Genomic DNA, 19,875 nt, shown 5'->3' on the forward strand with positions numbered 1-19,875 from the left:
GCTCTACCCCAGCGCCTTGACGATCAGCTGCACGCCGACGAGCGCCATGGCCAATACCACCAGCCGGTAGAAGAGCCGCTCGTCGACCCGATGCTGCAGCCACAGGCCGCTGCGAACCCCGGCCCAGGCCACCGGCACCAGCAGCAGCGAGGCGCCGATGCTGGTCAGGTTGATCTCGCCGAGCACCAGATAGGGCGGCAGCTTCATCAGGTTGACGGCGGCAAACGCCAGGGTGGTGGTGGCGATGAAGGTCATCTTGGGCAGATGGCGCGGCACCAGATAGAGGTTCATCGGCGGCGCCCCGGCATGGGCGATGAAGCTGGTGATGCCGGTGGCGATCGCCGCCGGCCAGGCCCAGAAGGCGCGGATCGGCCGCGACGCGGCGGGCCTGGCGACCATGTAGGCGACGAACAGCAGCGAGATCACGCCGAGCAGCAGGCGCACGTGATCCTCGTCCAGTCGCCCCGCCACCAGGGTCGCCGCCGCCACGCCGATGGCGAGCCCCGGCAGCAGCCGCATGACCTCGGCCATGTCCCGGTGTCGCCACCAGGCCTTCACCGCCAGCGCATCCATCACCAGCAGCAGCGGCAGCAGCAATCCCGCCGCCTCGATGGGGCCGATGGCCAGCGCCATCAGTGGCACCGAGAGGGTGCCGAAGCCGCCGGCGAACCCGCCCTTGGACACGCCGGTGAGATAAGTGGAAAGCACGATCAGCGTCCAGGCGAGCCAGGAGTAGTCGGGCAGGGTCATGTGCGCATCCTTGTGCCCCGCCGTTTGCGGGTTACCGTTGCAGTGAGCCTGGCGGAGAGCATACCGGGGCAAACAGGCATCTTTCACCTCGCGCGGCAGGCAAAGGGGGATGTGGATAACGAGGCGCTGTGGAAAACTGTGAGGAGTAGGGTGACGCAAACGAGAAAGGGCCCACGGATGACCGTGGGCCCTTCTGATATCCTGTGGCGCGCCCTAAAGGATTCGAACCTTTGACCTTCGCCTCCGGAGGGCGACGCTCTATCCAGCTGAGCTAAGGGCGCGCGAGGCCCGATGGCTATCGCTATCAGGCGAGCGACATCCTACCGTGCCGCCCAGGCACTGTCCAGCCGCGATGCCCGAGTGCGGCCGGCCCTGTTCGCCGTACAGTTGACCGGCGACATTTTCCGGGCGGGGGACTGTCGCTATACTGCGCCCATCACGCCGCCGTCCGTGATCCGCCAACAAGACCGTCAATGAAGAGGTGGTGAGAGTGAATGCCAGCAAGCTGATACCGATGGGCCTGCTTTTCCTCGGCCTCATGGCCGCCTCCACGGCCCACGCCCAGCAAGAGGCGGATCACGAGGCCATCGCCGAGCGCCTGGCCCCGGTCGGACAACTGTGCCTGGAAGGCGAGGACTGCGGCACCGCCATGGCCTCGGCCAACGCCGGAGGCGCGAGCACCGCCGGCGACGCGATCGACGGCGAGGGCATCTACGGCAGCATCTGCATGGCCTGCCACGAAACCGGCGCCGCCGGCTCGCCGGTACGCGGCGACGAGGCCGCCTGGGCCGAGCGCACCGAAAAGGGCTTCGCGACCCTGCTCGATCATGCCATCAACGGCTTCAACGCCATGCCGGCCCGCGGCGGCAACCCCAACCTCTCCGACGCGGAGGTCCGCGCCGCGGTCGCTCATCTGGTCGAGCCGGTGATGGACGTGCCGGCCACGGACGAATCCGCCGCCGATGCCGGCGACACCGCGGTCGCCGAGGGAGAGAGCACCCCCACGGAAGAGACCACCGGCGACGACACCGCCGCGGCCGAGGGCGGTCCGGACGGCGAGGCGCTCTATGCCAGCGCGCCTTGTGCGGCCTGCCATGCCAGCGGCGTCGCCGGCGCCCCGGTACTCGGCGACGCCGAGGCCTGGGGGCCGCGCATCGACAAGGGCATCGAGACCCTCTACGCCAACGCCATCAACGGCATCGGCACCATGCCGCCCAAGGGCGGGGCCGGCCTGCCCGACGCGGAGATCAAGGCCATCGTCGACTACATGGTCAGCGAGGCACAGTAACGCTCGCACCAGTCCGGCGCCGCCGGAAACGCTGTCAACACAAAGCGGGGCGCCCAGTGGCGCCCCGCTTTGTGTTGCGCTGGTCTCGAACGAGGTCAGTTCAGCAGCGAGCGCAGCCCGGCGATGGCGTCCTTGCCGCGGGCCTGCTTCTTCTCCGGATCCTCGCGGTCGGCCCGGCCTTCCCACTCCAGGGCATCTTCCGGCAGCTCGTCGAGGAAGCGGCTCGGCGTGCAGTCCATCAGCTCGCCGTAGGCCTTGCGCTGGCGCGCCAGGGTCATGGTCAGGGTGCGCCGCGCCCGGGTGATGCCCACGTAGGCCAGTCGTCGCTCCTCCTCGACGGTGCCGACCTCGATGGCGTTGCGGTGCGGCAGCAGCTCCTCCTCCAGCCCCATCAGGTAGACGTGGGGAAACTCGAGGCCCTTGGAGGCGTGCATGGTCAAGAGCTGCACGCGGTCGGAGTCGTCCTCCTCGGCCTGCTGTTCGAGGATGTCGCGCAGCACCAGCCGCGAGATCGCCGCCTCCACGCCGTCAGTCTCGGTGGCCGTGCTGGCGGTATCCTCGTCGGGATCGCGATCCATGGACTTCTCGAGCTGGTCGATCAGTGTCCAGACATTGGCCATGCGCCGCTCGGCGATGGTCGGCGCGCTGGCGTTCTGGTAGAGCCAGGCCTCGTAGTCCATCTCGCGCAGCATGTCGCGGATGGCGTCGATGGCATCGCCGCCGTCCATGCGCCGGCGTACGCCCTCGATAAAGTGCGTGAAGCGACCCAGACGCTCCACCGCACGGGTCGGCAGCAGCTCGGCCAGCCCCAGCTCCTGGCAGGCGGCGAACAGCGAACCGCCGCGCTCGGTGGCGTAGTTGGCGAGCTTCTCCAGGGTGCTCGGGCCGATCTCGCGGCGCGGCACGTTGACGATGCGCAGGAAGGCGTTGTCGTCGGCCGGATTGATCAGCAGCCGCAGGTAGGCCATCGCGTCCTTGATCTCGTTGCGAGAGAAGAAGGAGGTGCCGCCGGAGAGCTTGTAGGGAATCTGGTAGTGCTGCAGCTTGAGCTCCAGCAGCCGGGCCTGGAAGTTGCCGCGGTAGAGCACCGCGAAGTCGCGCCACTCGGCGCGCTCCTTGATGCGCCGGGTGAGGATCTCGCTGGCCACCCGCTCGGCCTCGGCCTCCTCGTGGCGATTGACCACCACCCGGATCGCCGCGCCCTGCCCCATGTCCGACCACAGGGTCTTCTCGTAGACGTGGGGGTTGTTGGCGATCAGGGTGTTCGCCGCGCGCAGTATGGTGCCGGTGGAGCGGTAGTTCTGCTCGAGCTTGATCACGTTCAGGCGCGGGAAGTCCTCGCCCAGGGTCACCAGGTTCTCGGGCCGCGCGCCGCGCCAGGCGTAGATCGACTGGTCGTCGTCGCCCACCACGGTGAAGGTCTGGCGCTCGGCCATCAGCAGCTGCACCAGCTGGTACTGGCTGACGTTGGTGTCCTGGTACTCGTCCACCAGCATGTAGTGAATGCGTTTGCGCCACCGGGAGAGTGCCTCCGGATCGTCACGCAGCAGCGTCACCGGCAGCAGGATCAGGTCGTCGAAATCCACCGCGTTGTAGGCCTTGAGGTGGCGCACATAGGCCTCGTAGACCCGAGCGGCGAACAGCTCGTCCTCGCTATCGGCATGGGACAGCGCCTGGCCGGGCAGCACCAGGTCGTTCTTCCAGTTGGAGATGGCCGCCTGGACCTGGTTGATCTGGTCCGCGTCGACATGGGCATCCTTGTTCATCAGGTCACGCAGCAGCGCCTTGGCGTCCTCGGGGTCGAACAGCGAGAAGCCCGGCTTGTAGCCCAGCGCCTTGAGCTCGCCACGGATGATGTTGAGGCCCAGGGTGTGGAAGGTGGACACCGTCAGGCCGTGGCCCTGGCGACCCTGGAGCATGCTGCCCACCCGCTCCTTCATCTCGCGAGCGGCCTTGTTGGTGAAGGTCACCGCGGCGATGCGCCGGGCGCTCATTCCGCACTCCTGCACCAGGTAGGCGATCTTGGTGGTGATCACGCTGGTCTTGCCCGAGCCGGCGCCGGCCAGCACCAGGCAAGGCCCGTCGATGGCGCGCACCGCCTCCTGCTGGCGCGGGTTGAGCTTGGCGATGCGGCTGGCGATGCTCTGGGTCATGGCTCGTTCCTCGGTGCGGCGATCGACTCGCTGTCGGGAAGACCGGCCCCCGGAAGCCCGGCGCCCACGAACTCGAGCTGGCGCCAGGCCTCGAAGACCAGCACCGCGGCGGCATTGGACAGGTTAAGGCTGCGGCTCTCGGCCAGCATGGGGATGCGCAGGCGCTGGGTCTCGGGCAGGGCATCGAGCATTGCCTGGGGCAGGCCGCGGGTCTCGGGCCCGAACACCAGGGCGTCGCCCTCACGGTAGGCGGGCTCGTGATAGCCGGTACGGCCGCGGGTCGAGACCGCGAACACCCGCCTCGGCGCCACCTCGGCGAGGAAGGCCGCCCAGTCGGCATGCACCCTGACGCGGGCCCACTCGTGGTAGTCGAGGCCGGCACGGCGCAGGCGCTTGTCATCCAGGGCGAAGCCCAGCGGTTCGATCAGGTGGAGTCGGAAGCCGGTGTTGGCACACAGGCGGATCAGGTTGCCGGTATTGGGCGGTATCTCGGGCTGATAGAGCACCACGTCGAGCATCGATCACTCCGGAAGAAGGCTGGGCCGATGAAGGACAGGGCCGACAACGGCCTCGGGCCCCGAAACGGGGCCCGAGGCACGACCGAACGCGACATCGCCCCTAGAAGACCAGCCGCACGCCGGCATGGGCGCCACTGTCCAGGGTCCGGGTACCGCCGGGCCGGTCGAGGTCGGCGCGCAGGCGACGATAGCCGACATAGGCATCCACGTTGCGCGTGACGCCATAGCGTGCCCGCAGGCCATACTCCAGGCCTCGTTCGAGGTCGCCGGCGCTCACCACGCCCGGGGTATAGAAGCCATAGCCGCCCAGCGAAAGCGCCGGCACCTGCGGCACATAGGCATAGCCGTAGCCCCCCAGGCCCAGGCCACCTCCGTCGCCGGCATCGGTATCCAGCTGGGCCCAGCGGGCGCCGACGCCGATGTCATAGCGACGAGTGCGCTCGACCCCCAGCACCTCGGCATGCACGGCCTGGGTATCCACGCGATCCTCGCTGTCGAGGAGACCGCCACCCACGGCGATGCCCGGAGCGACCTCGCCGCTGGCGGCGAACTGCACGGCCTCGTCGCTCAGGTTCAGATCCAGGCTGCCCGCCTGGCAGTTCAGGGTTGCCAGGGCCAGACCGAGGCCGCCCAGCCACGCCATCATCGCTTTCATGATCACATCTCGTCTCGTCAGGAGCGGTTCTGCACGCCGTAGCGATCGCGGTAGGCGCGGATTGCCTCGGCGTGGCCGCGCAGTTCGTCGCCGGCGTGGACCTCGAGGTACTCGAGCACCATGTCCAGGGTGACGATGCTCACCACCGGCATGCCGTAGGCGGCCTCGACCTGCTGGATGGCGCTGCGCGGATCGCGGTCATCGCCGCCGCGCTCCTGGCGGTCCAGGGCCACCACCACGCCGGCGGCTTCGGCGCCGGCGGCCTCGATCAGCCCCATCACCTCGCGGATCGCGGTGCCGGCGGTGATGACGTCGTCGATGATCAGGATGCGGCCGGCAAGCGCCGCACCGACGATGTTGCCGCCTTCACCGTGGGCCTTGGCCTCCTTGCGATTGAACGCATAGGGCAGGTCGCGGTCATGATGATCCGCCAGCGCCACCGCGGTGGTCGCGGCCAGGGGAATGCCCTTGTAGGCCGGACCGAACAGCACGTCGGTCTCGAGGCCGCTGTCGGCGATGGCCTGGGCGTAGAAGCGGCCCAGCTGCGCCAGGGCGCGACCGCTCTTGAACAGGCCGGCATTGAAGAAGTAGGGGCTGGTGCGCCCGGACTTGAGGGTGAACTCGCCGAAGCGCAGCACGCCCTGCTCGATGGCGAACTCGATGAAGGCCTGCTGATACGGTTGCAGGGTCGATGCGGCCACGGAGCCTCCTATCACGTCTATTGGCGGACGCCATTTACCCAAACGTCGAAACGTCGGGTATCATACACGCGCGACGCAAAAGGGACCATGTATGAAAATCGCCACCATCAATGTGAACGGCATCCGAGAGGCGGTGGGTCGGGGCTTTCTCGACTGGCTGGCCAACCAGGATGCCGATGTCGTCTGCGTGCAGAATCTCAAGGCCAAGAGCTTCGAGCTCGACGACAGCATCCTCTATCCGGAGGGCTACGAGGGCTACTTCCTCGACGCCGAACAGGACGGCTTCTCGGGCGTCGGCCTGTACTGCCGCAAGATCCCCAAGGCGATCATGTATGGCCTCGGCTTCCCCCAGTGCGACCATGAGGCGCGCTTCCTGCAGGCCGACTACGACCGTTTCAGCATCGCCAGCTTCCTGATGCCCGACGGCAGCGATCCGGCCGCCAAGCAGGCCTTCATGGCCCAGTACCAGGAATACCTGTCGAAGATGGCGCGCAAGCGCCGCGAATACATCATCGCCGGCACCTGGCACATCGCCCACAAGACCATCGACCTGGAGAACTGGGCCGACAACCAGACGACCCCCGGCTTCAAGCCCGAGGAGCGCGCCTGGATGGATCAGGTGCTCGGCCCGACCGGCTTCATCGACACCTTCCGCGAGATCAACCGCGACGCCGGCGAGTACACCTGGTGGCCGGCGCTGGACCAGGACCAGCCCCGCGAACGCCAGGAAGGCTGGCGCGTCGACTACCAGCTGGTCGGCCCCAACTTCCGCCGCCACGTGGTGGACGCCTGGATCGACTACGACGCGACCTTCTCCGAGTACGCGCCGCTGATCGTCGAGTACGACCTGCCGCTGTAACGCGCCTCCCTTCGTCGCCGTCATGCCCAGGCATGACGCAGCACGCCGGCCCGAGGGCCGGCGTGCTGCGTTTGTGGGCGACGCGTCTGACGAAAACCGTCAGCCGCGGATGCCCAGCGCCTCGCGCTGATGCGCGAACAGCGAGGCGCCGGCCTGCTCGGCCAGGTCGAGCATGGCGTTGAGCTCGGCGCGACTGTAGGTGCCGGACTCGGCGGTGCCCTGCACCTCGATCAGCCCGCCGCCCTCGGCCATCACCACGTTCATGTCGGTGCCGGCGCGGGAGTCCTCGGGATAGTCCAGGTCGACCACCGGCACGCCGTTGTAGATGCCCACCGAGACCGAGCTGATCAGCTGATGGAAGGGATCGCCCTTGATCAGCTTCTCGCGCTGCAGGTAGCGCACGGCGTCGATCAGCGCCACGCAGCCGCCGGTGATCGAGGCCGTGCGGGTACCACCGTCGGCCTGGATGACGTCGCAGTCCACGGTGATGGTGTACTCGCCCAGCTTTTTCAGGTTCACCGCCGCGCGCAGCGAGCGGCCGATCAGCCGCTGGATCTCCAGCGTGCGGCCGCCCTGCTTGCCGCGGGTCGCCTCGCGACCGCCGCGGGTGTGGGTGGCGCGAGGCAGCATGCCGTACTCGGCGGTCACCCAGCCCTGCTTCTTGCCGCGCAGCCAGCGCGGCACGCCGGCCTCGACGCTGGCGTTGCACAGCACCTTGGTATCACCGAACTCGACCAGCACCGAGCCCTCGGCGTGACGGGTGTAGTCGCGGGTCAGGCGGATCTCGCGGGGCTCGTCGGGGGCGCGTCCGCTGGGACGCCGGAAGTCCTCGGCCATGGCAGCTCTCTCGCAGTCGAAAATGGATGGCCCGCCATTCTACACGGCTTGCCGGAGGAATCGGTTACACTGACTCGCCCCGACCTCGACCGACCCACAAGGAGCCCCGCCATGGTGTACAGCATGACCGCCTTCTCGCGGCAGGATCGCGATGCCGACTGGGGACGGCTGCAACTGGAGCTGCGGTCGGTCAACCAGCGCTATCTGGACCCGCACTTCCGCCTGCCCGAGGCCCTGCGCGACCTGGAGCCCGGCTTCCGCGACGCGCTGCGAAACCGCCTGGCCCGCGGCAAGGTCGAGTGCACGCTGCGCTTCGAGCCCGCCGAGCGCCGCGCCGAGGCCAGCGTCGATCACGCCAAGCTTCGTGCCCTGGGCGCGGCGCTGAGCGAAGTACGCGAGGCCGTGCCCGAGGCATCGATGCCCGACGCCCTGGCGCTGCTCGACCACCCCGGCGTGCTCGAGACGCCCGGGCTCGACCTCGAGGCGATCAAGGCCGAGGCCAACGCCCTGTTCGAGGCGGCCCTGAACGACCTGATCGCCGGCCGCGCCCGGGAAGGCGAACAGCTCGCCGAGCTGATCCGCGAGCGGCTGATCGGCATCCGCGCGCAGATCGCCGAGGTCCGCGGCCTGCTGCCGACGATCCTCGAGCGTCAGCGCACCCAGCTGCTCGAGCGGCTGGCCGAGATGCGCACCGAGCTCGAGCCCCAGCGCCTGGAGGCCGAACTGGTGCTGCTGGCCCAGAAGGCCGACGTGGCCGAGGAGCTCGACCGGCTGGAGACCCACGTCGGCGAGGTCGAACGTCAGCTCGCCCAGAAGGGCCCGATCGGCCGCCGCCTGGACTTCCTGATGCAGGAGCTCAACCGCGAGGCCAACACCCTGTCGTCGAAATCGGTGGTCGCCGAGACCACCCGCTGTGCCGTGGAGCTCAAGGTGCTGATCGAGCAGATGCGCGAGCAGATCCAGAACATCGAGTAGCTTCGCGATGCCCGTGCTATCGAGCGCCTCCCCCCTGTCGACGGGCCTCGGATTGGCCCTGCTGGTCTCACTATGCCTCGTCGCCTGGCCGGTCGCCGGCCAGGGCACGGCGGGAGACCCGCGTGGCAACGGGGACGTGATCGTGGTCGGCGGCGACCACTACCACCCGCCCTACGAGTTCCTCGACGAGGACGGTCGCCCCACCGGCTATGCCGTCGAGTTGACCCGAGCCATCGCCGAGGTAATGGGCATCGAGGTGCGCATCGAGCTGGGCCCCTGGAGCGAGATGCGCCGCAAGCTGGAAAGCGGCGAGATTGACGCCCTGGAGGGCATGTCCTACTCCGAGGGCCGTGACGCCAGCTTCGACTTCGCCCCGCCCCACGCCATCGTCCACCAGTCGATCTTCGCCCGTCGCGGAACGCCTCCCGTGGAACGCCTGGAGGAACTCCGCGGCAAGGCGGTCATCGTCCAGCGCGGCGACATCATGCAGGACCTGCTGATAGAGCAGGACGTCGGGGCCGAGCTGTTCACCACCGACACCCATGCCGATGCCCTGCGCGCCCTCGCCGCCGGCCAGCACGACTACGCCCTGGTGGCCAATCTCCCGGCGCTGTACCTGAGCCGCGAGCTGGGGCTGACCAACCTGGTGCCGGTCGCCCGTCCCTTCTCGCTGCGCTACGGCTATGCGGTCAAGGAGGGAAACGCCGACGTACTCGCCCAGTTCAGCGAGGGACTGGCGATCCTCAAGAACACCGGCCGCCATCAGGCCATCTACGACAAGTGGCTGGGGCCCCTGGTGCAGGGGCAAGGCCTGCCGTGGAAGCGCCTGGGCCTGATCGGGGCGATCGCCTCGGCGCTGCTGCTGCTGATCCTGGGCGGCATCGTGGTCTGGAATCGCATGCTCAAGCGCGAGGTGGCCAGCCGCACCGAGGAACTCCAGCGCCAGCAACAGCAGCTGATCCAGGCCGACAAGATGTCCTCGCTGGGCGTGCTGGTCTCGGGCGTGGCCCACGAGATCAACAACCCCAGCGGCCTGCTGCTGCTGAATCTGCCGGTGCTGCGGGATGCGCACGACGACGCCCGCCCCATTCTCGAGGCCCACTATCGCGAGCACGGCGACTTCCCGTTCGGCGGCCTGCCCTACTCGCGCATGCGCGACGAGGTGCCCTTGATGCTCGACGAGATGCTGGAAGGCACCCAACGCATCAAGCGCATCGTCGGTGATCTCAAGGACTTCGCCCGTCAGGGCAGCCGCGATCTCGGCGAACGCCTCGACCTCGACGAGGTGACCAGGACCGCGGTGCGGCTGGTCGACAACTCGATCCGTCAGGCCACCGACCGCTTCGAGGCGCACTATGCGGGCGACCTGCCCGCCGTGCGGGGCAATGCCCAGCGCATCGAACAGGTGGTGATCAACCTGGTGCTGAACGCCTGCCAGGCTCTCGAAAATCGCGATCAGGGCATCCGCCTGACGACCCGTTTTCTCCCTGGCGACGGGACCGTGACCCTGGAAGTGCAGGATGAAGGCCGGGGCATCGACCCGGCGGCGCTGTCCCGGCTGACTGATCCCTTCTTCACCACTCGGCGGGAGTCCGGTGGCACCGGCCTGGGGCTATCCGTCTCCGCCGGCATCGTCCGCGAGCACGACGGCGACCTGGCCTTCGCCTCGCGCCCAGGCGCGGGCACCATCGCCACCTTGACGCTGCCCGTGGCCCCGCCTGACGACGCTGCCACTCCCCATCAGAACGAGCGATGAGCATGAACCTCTATCCCGCCTTCGGCCTGCTGCTGGTCGACGACGAGCCCTCCTTCCTGCGCAGCCTGAGCATCGCCCTGGAGCGCAGCGGCGGTATCAATCACCTCCATCGCTGCGAGGACAGCCGCCAAGTGATGGACATCCTGGCGCGGGAGAACATCGGACTGGTGACGCTGGACCTCACCATGCCCCACCTGTCGGGCGAGACACTGCTGCGGCAGATCGTCGAGGAGCATCCCGACGTCGGCGTGATCGTGATCAGCGGCCTGAACCAGGTGGAGACCGCCGTCGACTGCATCAAGCACGGCGCCTTCGACTACTTCGTCAAGACCGACGAGCAGAGCCGGCTGATCGAGGGCATCAAGCGGGCCATCCGCCTGCAGGAACTGCGCCAGGAGAACCAGGAGCTGCGGCGTCGCTTTCTCAACGACACTCTGGAGCACCCCGAGGCGTTCGCCGACATCGTCACCGATGACAAGGGCATGCGCTCGGTCTTCCAGTATCTCGAGTCGGTGGCCCCGAGCGGTCAGCCGCTGCTGATCAGTGGCGAGAGCGGCGTCGGCAAGGAACTGATCGCCCGGGCGGCCCATGACCTGAGCGGTCGGCCCGGGCCTCTGGTCTGCGTCAACGCGGCGGGGCTGGACGACGGCGTCTTCGCCGACACCCTGTTCGGTCACGAGAGGGGCGCCTTCACCGGAGCCGATCGTCCCCGCGCCGGGATGGTCGAGCAGGCCGCGGACGGCACCCTGTTCCTCGACGAGATCGGCGACCTAAGTCCGGCCTCCCAGGTCAAGCTGCTGCGCCTGCTGCAGGAGGGAGAATACTACCCGCTGGGCAGCGACCGGCCCAAGCGAGCGCGGGCGCGCATCGTGGTGGCGACGCATCACGACCTCGAGGCACGCCAGCGGGAAGGTGATTTCCGCAAGGACCTCTACTACCGCCTGCGTACCCACCAGGTGTGGATTCCGCCGCTGCGACGGCGCCACGGCGACATCCCTCTGCTGCTGGACCACTTCCTCGCCGAGGCCGCCGACGAGCTCGGCAAGCCGCGGCCGACCTATCCTCCTGAGCTGCCGATACTGCTGGCCAACCACCCCTTCCCCGGCAACGTACGCGAACTGCGAGCCATGGCCTATGACGCCATGAGCGTCCATCGCTCGCGGACGCTTTCCATGGAGGTGTTCCGGCGCGCCATCGATCCGGGGCGCACGGCCCCCGAGCCGTCGGAGGCCTGTGTCGAACGTCACGTCTTCACCCCGAACGAACCCCTGCCAACGCTGCACGAGGTCGCCGACCTGCTGGTCCGCGAGGCAATGCGCCGAGCCGAGGGCAACCAGTCGATCGCCTCGCGACTGCTGGGCATCTCCCAGCCGGCGCTCAGCAAGCGGCTGAAGAAATTGCGCGAAGCCGGCTCTGAACCCCTATAACCCGTACGCTCGGATAACCTTGGTTATATCGCTGAAAATTTCTTTATTTTCAATTATTTGTATCAAGAATGGCGCCACGGCGTGTCGCGAGGTTATATCCCTTCACCATCGTACCCTGCCCAAAGGACCACTCTTTAAACCATACAAAACAATGAGCTAACGGAAACTCCACCATCTGGCACGCACCTTGCTCCATCGGAAGTGGCCCCTCACGGGAGCCACCACATTCCAAGAGCAAGAGGTTCGACGACCAATGCCAACAACAACGAAGGCGGCCACACCGGCCGCGACCGCCTCCCCCACCATGATGATCGCCAACGTGGGAGGTGCCGCATGCTCGCGCTGATCAACGACCTGCTGTGGGGCAAGGTGCTGATCGCCCTGCTGATCGCCGTAGGCATCGGCTTCACCCTCGCCTCGCGCTGCGTGCAGTTCCGCTTCTTCGGCCGCATGTTCCGCATTCTCAGCGCCAGCCAGGCCTTCAAGCGCGACAGGCACGGCCACCTGAGCTCCTTCCAGGCGCTGCTGCTGTCGGTGGCCGGCCGGGTCGGCGGCGGCAACATCGCCGGCGTCGCCGTGGCCATCACGCTGGGCGGCCCGGGCGCCGTGTTCTGGATGTGGGTGGTCGGCCTGATGGGCATGGCCACCAGCTTCCTCGAGTGCACCCTGGCGCAGACCTACAAGACCGCCGAGCCAGACGGCACCTACCGCGGCGGCCCGGCCCGCTACATCGCCCGCGGCCTCGGCCGCCGCTGGAACTGGCTGGCGGGCCTCTACTCGGTGCTGCTGCTGGCCACCTTCGGCTTCGCCTTCACCGCCCTGCAGTCCTATGCTGTAGCCACCTCCTTCGACGATGCCTTCGGCATCCCGGCCCGCTACACCGGGCTCGGACTGGCCCTGCTGGTCGGCCTGATCGTCTTCGGCGGGGTCAAGCGCATTGCCCGGGTCACCGAGGTCCTGGTCCCGGTGATGGCAGGCGGCTACCTGCTGATCGCCCTGGCGGTCCTGGCGCTGAACGTGACGCAGTTGCCCGACGTCATCGGGCTGATCGTCAAGAGCGCCTTCGGCCTCGAGCCGGCCATCGGCGGCGGCATCGGCGCAGCGATCATGATGGGCGTCAAGCGCGGCCTGTTCTCCAACGAGGCCGGGCTGGGCAGCGCGCCCAACGTGGCGGCAGTGGCCTACGTGCCGCACCCGGTCAATCAGGGCATCGTCCAGGCCTTCTCGGTGTTCATCGACACCATGATCATCTGCTCGGCCACCGCCTTCATCATCCTGCTCGGCGGGGCCTATGATCCGGCAGCCGGCGCCGGCATCGACGGCATCGCCCTGACCCAGGCCTCGCTGGCCGACCACGTCGGCGAATGGGGCCGCAGCTTCGTCAGCATCGCGCTGCTGCTGTTCGGCTTCAGCACCATCCTCTACAACTACTACCTCGGCGAAAACAGCCTCGACTTCTTCAGCCGCGGCAATCGCACCCTGTTCAACGCTTTCCGACTCGCCATCATCGGCCTGTGCACCTGGGGGGCGATGACCGACCTGGGCACCGTCTTCGCCTTCGCCGACACCACCATGGGCTTCCTGGCACTTGCCAACCTCATCGCCTTGACCATGCTGTTCAAGCCGGGACTGCGCATCCTGCGCGACTTCGATGGCCAGATCCGGTCGGGCGTGACACAGCCGATCTTCGACGCCGAGCGCTTTAGCGACCTGAACGTCGATCCGACGGCCTGGGAGATCGAGCCCGAGGATCGCGAGCGCGTCCGCCGCTCCACGGCGGCAGCGACCACCGAGGCGTAGCGAGCCTCCCCCAGCACGACGGCCCGGCCGCGGAGAACTCCGCCGCCGGGCCGTCGCGTCCTGTTTCCTCTCGACACGAGCCCATCGGAGAGACTTCATGGAAGCCATGCAGCAATGGGTGGAAAGCCTGGAACGCCGCGCCAGATTCCGCCTGGGCAGCGGCCGCGTCGCCGACTACATTCCGGCGCTGGCCGAGCAGGACGCCGATCGGTTCGGCATCGCGATCTGTACTAATCAGGGCGAGATCTACCACGCCGGCGAGGCCCAGGTGCCCTTCTCGATTCAGAGCATCGCCAAGGTGCTGCTGCTGACCCTGGCCCTGCGCGTCCAGGGTGATGCCCTGTGGACGCGCGTGGGCCGCAACCCCTCGGGTATGCCCTTCAATTCCCTGACCCAGTTGGAAGCGGAGGGCGGCAAGCCCCGCAACCCCTTCATCAACGCCGGTGCCATCGCGGTGACCGACCGGCTGGTCGGCGCCTTCGCCACGCCCTCGAAGCACCTGCGCGACGTCGCCCGCCGCTTGTCCGGCAACTCGGCGATTCACATCGACGATGCCGTGCAGGCTTCCGAGTGGAAACATCGGTCCCGCAACGCCGCCATGGCCTACCTCATGAAGGCCTTCGGCCACCTCGACAACGAGGTCGACGAAGTCCTGACGGCCTACTTCGCCTGCTGCGCGCTTTCCATGAGCTGCGTCGATCTCGCCCGCGCCTTCAACTTCCTGGCCGCCGAGGGTCATGCCCTGTCCGCAGGCGAACGCTTCATCGCCCCCGACCTGGCACGGCGGATCAACTCGCTGCTGTTCACCTGCGGTATGTACGATGCGGCGGGCGACTTCGCCTACCGGGCCGGTTTGCCGGCCAAGAGCGGCGTCGGCGGCGGCATCGTCGCCATCGTACCCGGCCGCTTCTCGGTCTGCGCCTGGTCGCCGGCGCTGGATGAACGCGGTAACTCGGTAGCCGCCCAATATGCCCTCGAATTGCTCGCCGACGACCTGGGCCGCTGGTCCGGTATCATCCCCGCCGGCTTGACTTCGGGTGGCAAGATGACGCCCATTATGTAGTTTTATTACTTTTATAAAGGCAAAAATTCGCGCAATTGGCGCCGAAATTTAGACTTTGGTCGCAAATGAAGAGTAAGATTCCTGGCTTCACTCGTACTAGATCGGGCGCTGCCCAGGAGGTTCGCCATGTCGACCACCCCGTCCGGCGCCACCGCGCGCCACCCCCGCCTGGCTGAACTGGCGCTGGCTCTCGGCGGCTTCGGGATCGGCACCAGCGAGTTCGTGATCATGGGCCTGCTGGAACGCGTGGCCGGCGATCTGCAGGTCGCCGCCGCCGACGTCGGCTACGCCATCTCCAGCTATGCGCTGGGCGTGGTGGTCGGCGCACCGCTGATCTCGGCGCTGGCCGCCCGGGTGCCGCGCCGCACCCTGCTGATCGTGCTGATGCTGGTGTTTGCCGTCGGCAACGTCGCCAGCGCCCTGGCTACCTCGTTCTGGCCGTTCGTCGGGCTGCGCTTCCTGGCCGGCCTGCCCCACGGCGCCTACTTCGGCGTCGCCGCCCTGGTGGCGGCCAATGCGGTGCCCATCGAGCAGCGCGCCCGGGCGGTGAGCCGGGTGATGCTGGGTCTGACCACCGCCATCCTGGTCGGCGCGCCATTGGCCACCTGGGCCGGCCAGTGGCTGGGCTGGCAGAGCGCCTTCCTCGGCGTCGGCGCCATCGCCCTGACCACCGCGGTGCTGATCCGCCTGTGGGTGCCGACCCAGGCGGCCGATCCCCATGCCAGCCCCAAGCGCGAGCTTTCGGCGCTGGTCAAGCAGCGGGTGCTGTTCACCCTGGGCGTGGCCAGCATCGGCTTCGGCGGCATGTTCGCGGTGTTCAGCTACGTGGTGCCGACCCTCTCGGCCCAGGCCGGCATGCGCGAAGCCATCGGCCCCTGGGTGCTGACGATCTTCGGCATCGGCACCATCGTCGGCAACCTGGTCGGCGCGCGGCTGGCCGACAAGAACCTGCTCAAGGCGATCCCCCGCATCCTGATCTGGTGCCTGGTGGTGCAGGCCGGTTTCTTCTTCGCCGCCAACCACCTGATCGCCGGGCTGCTGTTCGTCGGCCTGGTGGGCACCAGCATGGCCCTGGGCCCGGCGCTGCAGACCCGGCTGATGGACGTCGCCGGCGACGCCCAGACCATGGCCGCCTCGATGAACCACGCCGCCTTCAACTGCGCCAACGCTCTGGGCGCCTGGCTGGCGGCGGTGGTGATCAAGGGCGGAGCCCCCTGGTCGGCCAGCGGCCTGGTCGGCGCCGTGCTGGCGCTCGGCGGGCTGGCGATGTTCTTCACCGGGCGCTACCTGGAGCGCCGCGAGGCGAATGCCGCCGTGGCCTGAGGCTGGGGCGAGGGCGACAAGTATGCGATACTTCGCGCCCTCCTCCGCAGCCGTCGATATCGCAGGACCCGCCATGCCCCAAGGTACGCTCTTCATCGTTTCCGCCCCCTCCGGCGCCGGCAAGACCAGCCTGGTGCGCGAACTGATCGAACGCCTCGACGGCATCCAGGTCTCGGTGTCCCACACCACCCGGCCCCGCCGCGAGGGCGAGGTGGACGGCGTGAACTATCACTTCGTCGAGCGGGCCGAGTTCGAGCGCATGATCGACGAAGGCGACTTCTTCGAGCATGCCCGGGTATTCGACAACTACTACGGCACCTCGCGGCGCGCCGTGGAGGAACTGCTGGCCGCCGGCCAGGACGTGATCCTGGAGATCGACTGGCAGGGCGCCCGCCAGGTCCGCGAGCAGCTGCCCGACGCGGTCTCGATCTTCATCCTGCCGCCGTCCCGGGAGGAGCTGGAACGCCGCCTGTCCGGCCGCGGCACCGACGAGCACGCCGTGATCGCCTCCCGCATGCGCGAGGCGGTCAGCGAGATGTCGCACTACGACGAGTACGACTACGTGGTGATCAACGACGACTTCACCACCGCCGAGCAGGAGCTGCAGTCGCTGGTCATCGCCCGGCGCCTGACCACCGAACGTACCCGCGAGCGCCACGCCCCGCTGCTGGCCTCGTTGCTCGCCTGAGCCCGGCCGCGGCGCTTGTCAGGCGCGCCGGGCGTCGAGTAATCTAACCCCTCTATTCATCGGTGAATCCCCGGGGCGCAGCGGCGCCGGCCGGGGCTTCGCCCGTCAGCATTCAGGAAGGCATCCATGGCGCGTGTTACCGTCGAAGACTGTCTGGAAAACGTCGAAAATCGCTTCAAGCTGGTGATGATCTCCACCCAGCGCGCTCGCCAGCTGGCCCGCGGCTCCCGCGATGCCCTGCTGCCCTGGGAAAACGACAAGCCCACGGTGATGGCGCTGCGCGAGATCGCCGATGGCCTGGTCGATTCCAGCGTGCTGGACGAACCGGTCGAGGCCGCCCCCGTGCGTCCGCGCCCCGAAGGCGAGTCGGGCATCCCCGCCGAGGAGTGATGCCGGCGTCGCCGCCATCCGCACGGCCATCACGCAACCTTCAGGGCACGCCGCATGTTCACCATCGATGACCTGGCCGACCGCCTCGGCGGCTACCTTCCTCAGGACGAGATCCAGCAGGTCAAGCGTGCCTTCTACTACGCCGAGCAGGCTCACGACGGCCAGCGCCGTCGCTCCGGCGAGCCCTATGTGACCCACCCCCTGGCGGTGGCCAACATCCTGGCCAACATGCACATGGACCATCAGAGCCTGATGGCCGCCATGCTGCATGACGTCATCGAGGACACCGGCGTCTCCAAGCAGGCCCTGGGCGAGCAGTTCGGCGAGGCCGTGGCGGAGCTGGTCGACGGCGTCTCGAAGCTCACCCAGATCACCTTCGAGGACAAGGCGGTCGCCCAGGCCGAGAACTTCCAGAAGATGGTGATGGCGATGTCCCGGGACATCCGGGTGATCATCGTCAAGCTGGCCGACCGACTGCACAACATGCGCACCCTGGGCGCGCTGCGCCCGGAGAAGAAGCGCCGCATCGCCCGCGAGACGCTGGAGATCTATGCCCGGGTCGCCAACCGGCTGGGCATCAACACCATCCGCGTCGAGCTCGAGGACCTCTCCTTCCAGGCGATCCATCCGATGCGCGCCGAGCGCATCAAGCGCGCCGTGGCCAGCGCCCGCGGCCATCGCCGCTCGGCGATCCGCCAGGTGCAGGACACCCTGCAGAACAGCCTCGACGAAGAGGGCATGACCGGCTCGGTCATGGGCCGCCAGAAGCACCTGCTGTCGATCTACCGCAAGATGCGCGACCAGAAGAAGTCGTTCGCCGAGATCATGGACGTGTTCGGCTTTCGCATCATCACCGACGACGTCGACAGCTGCTATCGCATCCTCGGCATGGTCCACAACCTCTACAAGCCGGTGCCCGGGCGCTTCAAGGACTACATCGCCATCCCCAAGGCCAACGGCTACCAGAGCCTGCATACCACCCTGTTCGGCAGCGGCGGCATGCCCATCGAGGTGCAGATCCGCACCCGCGAGATGGAGGCCATGGCCAACAACGGCATCGCCGCCCACTGGCTGTACAAGGCCGGCCAGACCGACCATCCGATCGCCGAGGGCAGCCATGCACGGGCCCGTTCCTGGATCAAGGGTCTGCTCGAGATGCAGCGCCACGCCGGCGACTCGCTGGAGTTCATCGAGCACGTCAAGAACGACCTGTTCCCGGACGACATCTACGTGTTCACGCCCAAGGGCGACATCATGGAGCTGCCCCAGGGCGCCACGGTGATCGACTTCGCCTACAGCGTGCACACCGACATCGGCAACAGCTGCATCGCCTGCCGTATCGACCGCCATCTGGCGCCGCTCTCCACCCGGCTCGAGAGCGGCCAGACGCTGGAGATCATCACCGCGCCCGGCGCCAGGCCCAGCCTGGCCTGGCTCAACGTGGTGGTCACCGCCAAGGCGCGCTCGGCGATTCGCCACGCGCTCAAGCACCAGCAGCACACCGAGGCCGTCCAGCTCGGCCGCCGGCTGCTCAACAAGGCGCTGGCGGAGTTCGAGACCAGCCTCGAGGAGCTGCCCGGCGGGCCGATGGCCACGCTGCTGGCCGAGCTGGAGCTGAAGAGCCAGGATGCCCTGCTGGAGTCGATCGGCCTGGGAGCGCGCGTCGCCCACGTGGCCGCCCGGCGCCTGGTCGACCTGCATCACGGCGAGCAGCTGCCGACCGCGGAGACCCCGCACCGGCAGGGGCCGATCGTCATCAGCGGCGCCGAAGGCATGGTGATCAAGTTCGCCCGCTGCTGCCACCCGCTGCCCGGCGATCCCGTCATCGGTCATCTCTCGGTGGGCAAGGGCATCGTCGTCCACCGCACCGAGTGCCGTAACCTGGCCGAACTCAAGAGCGACCCGGACAAGCTGTTCGCCCTCGAGTGGTCCGACCAGGCCGACGAGGACTTCCCGGTGCCGCTGCGCCTGGAGATCGAGAGCCGCCGCGGGCTGGTGGCGGAACTGGCCGGCCTGGTCACCGACGCCGATGCCAACATCGAGCGCATCGGCATCGAGGAGCGCGACGCCCGGCTGTCGATCGTCAACCTCACCGTCTCGGTACGCAACCGCGTGCACCTGGCGCGCATCATCAAGCGCCTGCGCAACCTGTCCCACGTCGGCAAGATCACCCGGCTGGGCAACTGACCCCCGGCGCCCCCGCCCGTCGCGGTCGCGGCGGGCGGGGGCGCCGTCATTGGACACTTCACCATCATCGCCAACAACACATGGAGCACACCATGAGCAACAAGGCCGTCATCAACACCGACCAGGCACCCGCCGCCATCGGCCCCTACTCCCAGGCCATCAAGGCCGGCAACACCGTCTACATGTCCGGCCAAATCCCGCTGGACCCGGCCACCATGGAGATCGTCTCCGACGACTTCGAGGCCCAGGCCCGTCAGGTCTTCGCCAACCTGAAGGCCGTCGCCGAGGAGGCCGCCGGCGGCCTCAAGGACGTGGTCAAGCTGAACCTCTACCTGGTGGACCTGGACAACTTCGCCATCGTCAACGGCATCATGGAAGAGTTCTTCGACGCGCCCTACCCGGCCCGCGCCGCCGTCGGCGTCAAGGCCCTGCCCAAGGGCAGCCAGGTCGAGGCAGAGGCCGTGCTGGTCATCGGCGACTAAGGAAAGGCTGATTCATTGCTGCG

The 19,875-nt window shown here is 67.9% G+C and carries 18 protein-coding genes and 1 tRNA gene; 12 read left to right on the top strand and 7 right to left on the bottom strand.

What is annotated here, in order from left to right:
* Positions 1-3: 3 nt before the first annotated feature.
* Together QWG60_RS16325 and QWG60_RS16330 are read right to left on the bottom strand one after the other, a co-directional pair.
* On the bottom strand, positions 4-750 hold the full coding sequence (locus QWG60_RS16325) for a sulfite exporter TauE/SafE family protein (protein ID WP_146909556.1): 747 nt from the start codon (positions 748-750) through the stop codon (positions 4-6).
* Between the two features lie 204 nt (positions 751-954).
* A tRNA-Arg gene (locus QWG60_RS16330) sits at positions 955-1,031 on the bottom strand.
* Positions 1,032-1,240: 209 nt separating this feature from the next.
* On the opposite strand from QWG60_RS16330, the gene QWG60_RS16335 reads away from it, so the two are divergent.
* Positions 1,241-2,038 (top strand): c-type cytochrome, encoded by a 798-nt coding sequence (locus QWG60_RS16335; RefSeq protein WP_146909554.1) that lies wholly within the window; start codon positions 1,241-1,243, stop codon positions 2,036-2,038.
* A 95-nt stretch (positions 2,039-2,133) separates the two neighbouring features.
* On the opposite strand, the gene rep is transcribed toward QWG60_RS16335, so the two are convergent.
* From rep to pyrE, 4 genes are all read right to left on the bottom strand, one after another.
* The gene (gene rep, locus QWG60_RS16340) at positions 2,134-4,191 is read right to left on the bottom strand and encodes a DNA helicase Rep (protein ID WP_146909552.1); all 2,058 of its coding nucleotides are present in this window, start codon (positions 4,189-4,191) and stop codon (positions 2,134-2,136) included.
* On the bottom strand, positions 4,188-4,709 hold the full coding sequence (gene trmL, locus QWG60_RS16345; protein WP_146909550.1) for a tRNA (uridine(34)/cytosine(34)/5-carboxymethylaminomethyluridine(34)-2'-O)-methyltransferase TrmL: 522 nt from the start codon (positions 4,707-4,709) through the stop codon (positions 4,188-4,190). The genes rep and trmL overlap by 4 nt, the downstream gene beginning before the upstream one ends.
* A gap of 100 nt (positions 4,710-4,809) precedes the next feature.
* Positions 4,810-5,364 carry a YfaZ family outer membrane protein gene (locus QWG60_RS16350; RefSeq protein ID WP_146909548.1) on the bottom strand — a complete coding sequence of 185 codons (555 nt, stop codon included), beginning with the start codon at positions 5,362-5,364 and terminating at the stop codon, positions 4,810-4,812.
* Between the two features lie 17 nt (positions 5,365-5,381).
* Positions 5,382-6,065, bottom strand: coding sequence for an orotate phosphoribosyltransferase (pyrE, locus tag QWG60_RS16355; RefSeq protein WP_046078844.1), 684 nt, complete (start codon positions 6,063-6,065; stop codon positions 5,382-5,384).
* Between the two features lie 91 nt (positions 6,066-6,156).
* On the opposite strand from pyrE, the gene QWG60_RS16360 reads away from it, so the two are divergent.
* Entirely contained in the window at positions 6,157-6,924 is a 768-nt protein-coding gene (locus tag QWG60_RS16360; protein WP_035594346.1) for an exodeoxyribonuclease III, read from the top strand.
* A 99-nt stretch (positions 6,925-7,023) separates the two neighbouring features.
* On the opposite strand, the gene rph is transcribed toward QWG60_RS16360, so the two are convergent.
* A complete protein-coding gene (rph, locus tag QWG60_RS16365; protein ID WP_035594347.1) occupies positions 7,024-7,761 on the bottom strand; it encodes a ribonuclease PH in 738 nt (245 codons plus the stop codon).
* 111 nt (positions 7,762-7,872) lie between these two features.
* Between rph and QWG60_RS16370 the strand changes: the two genes are divergently transcribed.
* The 10 genes from QWG60_RS16370 to QWG60_RS16415 all read left to right on the top strand — a co-directional run bounded on the left by QWG60_RS16370 (position 7,873) and on the right by QWG60_RS16415 (position 19,852).
* The gene (locus QWG60_RS16370) at positions 7,873-8,736 is read left to right on the top strand and encodes a YicC/YloC family endoribonuclease (protein WP_046078845.1); all 864 of its coding nucleotides are present in this window, start codon (positions 7,873-7,875) and stop codon (positions 8,734-8,736) included.
* Between the two features lie 52 nt (positions 8,737-8,788).
* The gene (locus QWG60_RS16375) at positions 8,789-10,492 is read left to right on the top strand and encodes a transporter substrate-binding domain-containing protein (protein ID WP_246124706.1); all 1,704 of its coding nucleotides are present in this window, start codon (positions 8,789-8,791) and stop codon (positions 10,490-10,492) included.
* Complete coding sequence (locus QWG60_RS16380; protein ID WP_146909544.1) at positions 10,489-11,919, top strand: sigma-54-dependent transcriptional regulator; 1,431 nt, start codon at positions 10,489-10,491, stop codon at positions 11,917-11,919. The genes QWG60_RS16375 and QWG60_RS16380 overlap by 4 nt, the downstream gene beginning before the upstream one ends.
* Positions 11,920-12,252: 333 nt before the next feature.
* Positions 12,253-13,719, top strand: a complete 1,467-nt coding sequence (locus tag QWG60_RS16385) for an alanine/glycine:cation symporter family protein (protein ID WP_146909542.1) — start codon at positions 12,253-12,255, stop codon at positions 13,717-13,719.
* 97 nt (positions 13,720-13,816) lie between these two features.
* Entirely contained in the window at positions 13,817-14,782 is a 966-nt protein-coding gene (gene glsB, locus QWG60_RS16390) for a glutaminase B (RefSeq protein ID WP_307725210.1), read from the top strand.
* 126 nt (positions 14,783-14,908) lie between these two features.
* On the top strand, positions 14,909-16,105 hold the full coding sequence (locus QWG60_RS16395) for an MFS transporter (RefSeq protein ID WP_146909539.1): 1,197 nt from the start codon (positions 14,909-14,911) through the stop codon (positions 16,103-16,105).
* Positions 16,106-16,178: 73 nt separating this feature from the next.
* On the top strand, positions 16,179-16,793 hold the full coding sequence (gene gmk / locus QWG60_RS16400; protein ID WP_035594417.1) for a guanylate kinase: 615 nt from the start codon (positions 16,179-16,181) through the stop codon (positions 16,791-16,793).
* A gap of 126 nt (positions 16,794-16,919) precedes the next feature.
* A complete protein-coding gene (gene rpoZ / locus QWG60_RS16405) occupies positions 16,920-17,183 on the top strand; it encodes a DNA-directed RNA polymerase subunit omega (RefSeq protein WP_107181755.1) in 264 nt (87 codons plus the stop codon).
* A 54-nt stretch (positions 17,184-17,237) separates the two neighbouring features.
* A complete protein-coding gene (locus tag QWG60_RS16410; protein ID WP_035594423.1) occupies positions 17,238-19,370 on the top strand; it encodes a RelA/SpoT family protein in 2,133 nt (710 codons plus the stop codon).
* Between the two features lie 92 nt (positions 19,371-19,462).
* Entirely contained in the window at positions 19,463-19,852 is a 390-nt protein-coding gene (locus QWG60_RS16415; RefSeq protein ID WP_016855923.1) for a RidA family protein, read from the top strand.
* Positions 19,853-19,875: the final 23 nt, after the last annotated feature.

This window comes from Halomonas halophila (assembly GCF_030406665.1).
Taxonomy (GTDB): Bacteria; Pseudomonadota; Gammaproteobacteria; order Pseudomonadales; family Halomonadaceae; genus Halomonas; species Halomonas halophila.